A 3714-nucleotide genomic window follows, 5' to 3' on the forward strand; every position below is an offset into this window, starting at 1 on the left:
TCGCCTGCCGGTAGGTGATCGCACCCCCCTGGCGACCGGCGATGCGGACCGCGGGGTCGAAACCTGGATAGCGCACGGGACGGGTCGGCGGGGACGAGGCCGAAGCGGAAAACGTCATGGACCGAGAATCCATCAGGTAGCCCCGGTAATCCAGCGCCGCAGGCCACCTGTGGATAACTCCTCACAGGAGGACGACGAACGTAGGGCCCACCGGTAACCCAGCCGGCTGTCACCGGAACCATTTCCTCAAGCCGGCTTAGGAAGAGTAGCCGCTACCTGGCCGAGTTGCTTGCGCGAATGTACGATAACGACGGCGTGCACCGTCCGATAACGTAAGATAGTCCACGGACGGCCGGTTCAACGGACGGCCGGCTGGTCAGCCACGGATCAGCAACGCGATCGCCACGATCGCACCGAGCGTGATGACCACGCCACGTAGAACGTTCGGTCGTAGCCGGCGGGCCACCCGGGCACCGATCGTCCCACCGAGCAGGGATGCGACCACGAGGATGCCGGCGAACCCCCACGAGGCCTTCGCGGTGACCAGGAAGACCGCCACTCCCACCGCGTTGGCCCCGAACGCGAGCAGCGTCTTCAGCGCGTTGGTGCGCTGCAGGTCGTCGGTGAGCAGAATGCCCAGCACCCCAAGGAGCAGCACCCCGAGCCCCGCGCCGAAATACGATCCGTAGGCTCCCGCGACGAAGATCCCGAGCCGAGTCGGCCAGGTCACCCGGTCGGAGGCGAGCGAACCGGAGGCGGGCGACAGCAATGCGGCCGCGGGCGAACCGGATGGCCCGGATGGCGCCGACTCCGGCGGCCCGCCACCCGCCGCCGTGCTGGCTCTCCGGCGTGCCACCACGGCCGCGAGCCGGGGCTGAGCCGCCAGGAGCAGACAGGAGACCAGCACCAGGTACGGAACCAGCGCCCGGAAGCTGTCGGAGGGCGTGGCCAGCAGCACAACGGCGCCGGCCAGACCGCCGAGCAGAGCCGGCGGTCCCAGGGCACGCAGCCGGACGGCCTGCCCGGCAAGCTCGCGGCGGTAGCCCAGCGCCCCACCGGCGTACCCGGTGACCAGCCCCACCGATGAGGTGATGTTGGCGGTCAGCGCCGGCAGACCGGTGGCGAGCAGCGCCGGGAAGGCGATCAGGGTCCCGCCGCCCGCGATCGTGTTCACCGCGCCCGCGAGCAGACCCGCCCCGCCCGCGAGCAGGGCATCGGCTGGTCCCACGTGTCCTCTATGCCGATGGAAGGGTGACGGGGTGACGGGGTGACGGGTTCGGTGCAGTGCGGCCGGTCCGGCTCAGAGGTCGAACTCCTCCGGGTTGATGCCGACCGCGAAGCACGCCTCCCGCACGACGGCCTGCTCCGTCTTGTCGAAGTTGCCATCGGCCCCGCCGATGACGATCCCGATCTGGATGACCGCTCTGGCCTCCGCCGGCTTCTTCTTCGTCTTCCCGATCTCCTGGAGGATGGAGACCTTGCCGAACTCGAAATCGGCCTGCAGCTTGCCGACATAGTCGTTGAAGCGACGCTGGAGATCATCCGCGGGAAAGTTGTTGAGCACGTCGTTGGAGATGATCAGCGCGGCGACCCGCTGCCGCTCGGCCGGGTCGATGGTCCCGTCCGCCGCGGCGACCAATGCGCACATCGCCATGCTGGCATCGCGGAAGGCACCGCTCTTCAGGTCGTTTTTCTTGGCGTTCAGCTGGCCCTGCATCGTCTGGGCGGACTGACGCAGCTGGTTCCAGATCGGCACCTGGGCTCCCTCGCACGGTGACGTATCACTAGATGGTTCCTCGCAGGTCAACGCATGACCGCCCGGACATGCTCCCACCGGCTGGCCGAGGGTCAGGAACCGGCACCGCCGCGAACGCGGTTGAGCCGGTCCACCGCCGCCTGCGCGTCACCGATCGTGGCGAAGTCGACCGCGACGAACGTCGGGATCCGCCCGCGCTCCTGGCGACAATGCTGTGCCCGGGTGAACACGGTCTCGGCGGCGTTCGCGCCGAGGGCGGCACGGCGGCTGGGCGCGGCGGCGGTGAGCCAGTGGTTCATCAGGAGCAGCGAGGCACCGTCCACGCCCCGGTTGCGGGCGCAGGTCCGCAGATCCTCGGGTTTCTTCGCATCGAACGGAGTGTCCTCGGCGTACCGGTAGAAGCTGCGCAGGAACGTGCCCGGCAGGTCCTGCCGCTCGGTGAAGACCACCAGGCGTCGGCCCGAGGCAACCATCTCGCGCAGGGTCGGCCATCGGCCATGCGGATCCTCCGGCGGCGTCGTCACCATCCCCGCGAGGCCCGCGGCCGCCACGCCGCCGGCGATCTCGCTCGCCGGCACCTCATTATCCTGGATGATCAGCGTCACGACCTCGGTGGGATTGCGGTTCATCCAGTCCCGGACCCGAGTCAGCTCCGCCACGAAGTCGAGGGAGCCGAGCTGGCACAGGTCATGGCACAGCCAGGTGCCGGGGCGTTCCGACCGGGCGCCTCGCGTCAGCGGGGCGAGCGCGTCGCGGGTCGCGGGCGGCAGGGTCTGCAGATAAGCGTCGACCTGGGTCGGCGATGTCCAGTGGTGCACATCGAGCAGCAGGGCGCGCACCCCCAGGTCGAGCTGGTGCGTGATCGCCGGGTCCTGGGCAGGCCCGAGAAACCGGTCCTCGCTGGTGGCCATCGCGTTGTGGGTGGCCAGGTAGCTCACCTGGTCATAGCGCCGGTCGCATAGCGCCTGCTGGCTGTTGCAGAGCTTGCGGGCCTCGGCGGCGGCGCCGGGGAAGGCCGTCCAGGTCACGATGATCATCAGGGGCGCCGCGAGGGCGAACGCCGTGGCGACCCGGCGCCGCCGGCCGGTCCGGTTCCACCGGGCGGACACCGCGACGAGCCGCGACAATCCGTAGCCGACCAGGCCGGCCACCAGCGTCCAGGCCACGATCCGCAGGAAGTCGCTCTCGAGCGTGCCGTAGGCGCGCGAGGAGAAGTCGACCAGCACTGCGCCGGCTCCCGGCGGCAGGGGCGACGACGGCCTGTCCAGCGAGGTCAGCGGATTCGGCAGCGCGATGCGCAGGACGACGCCGAGCAGCCCGGCACCAACGCCGGCGAGGACCACCGCACCGGTCGCGGCCCGGACCCGGGACACCCCCCGCAGCCCGGCCAGCACGACGATGCTGACCATGGCCGCCGTCATGATCAGGGCGAGCAGGAGGGAGACCCACACCAGGGTCGCGGCGACGTCGTGCAGCCGGTCGATCGCGACGATCATCGGCCGGTCACGCAGATCCGACAGGCGGACCCCGAGATCGAGGGTGGATCCGTGGAGATACGCCTGGAGCCGGCCGATGGCCGTCTCGTCGCCCCGGAAGACCTCCGGACCGACCAGCGCCAGCGCTCCGGCGATGTTGCCCGACCTCAGCAGGGCGCGCAGCGGAGCCTCGATGCGCGCCCGGGTGTCGGCGTCCACCCGGTCCAGCACCACGGGCAGGACGCGGTCGGTGTCCTGCGGGGAGAGCTCGATCGCGGGCAGGGACTTCGGCGGGCGCCCGGCGGCGATGTCGTCGAGCGCGGTGACGACATCGTGGGTGAACTCCTGCACGGTGGTGACCTGGTAGCTGGTGCCGGCACCCAGTTCACCGGCGACGTACCGGTTGGCCAGGCCCGAGATGTTGTCGAAGATCGGCCGGAGATCGACGGCGAGTTCGACGTCGTCCGTGTCGGCCCGCAGGTA

The 3714-nt window shown here is 70.2% G+C and carries 3 protein-coding genes; all 3 read right to left on the minus strand.

What is annotated here, in order from left to right; all coding sequences use genetic code 11:
- Positions 1 to 376: 376 nt before the first annotated feature.
- Complete coding sequence (locus AC08ON_RS01140; RefSeq protein WP_476606052.1) at positions 377 to 1228, minus strand: sulfite exporter TauE/SafE family protein; 852 nt, start codon at positions 1226 to 1228, stop codon at positions 377 to 379.
- Between the two features lie 72 nt (positions 1229 to 1300).
- Positions 1301 to 1756, minus strand: a complete 456-nt coding sequence (locus tag AC08ON_RS01145) for a tellurite resistance TerB family protein (RefSeq protein WP_011437394.1) — start codon at positions 1754 to 1756, stop codon at positions 1301 to 1303.
- A gap of 92 nt (positions 1757 to 1848) precedes the next feature.
- Positions 1849 to 3714, minus strand: a 1866-nt coding sequence (locus tag AC08ON_RS01150) for a phosphoinositide-specific phospholipase C-related protein (protein ID WP_476616308.1), incomplete at its 5' end; no start/stop codon positions are given.

It is taken from the genome of Frankia sp. CoWAU3 (assembly GCF_977971855.1).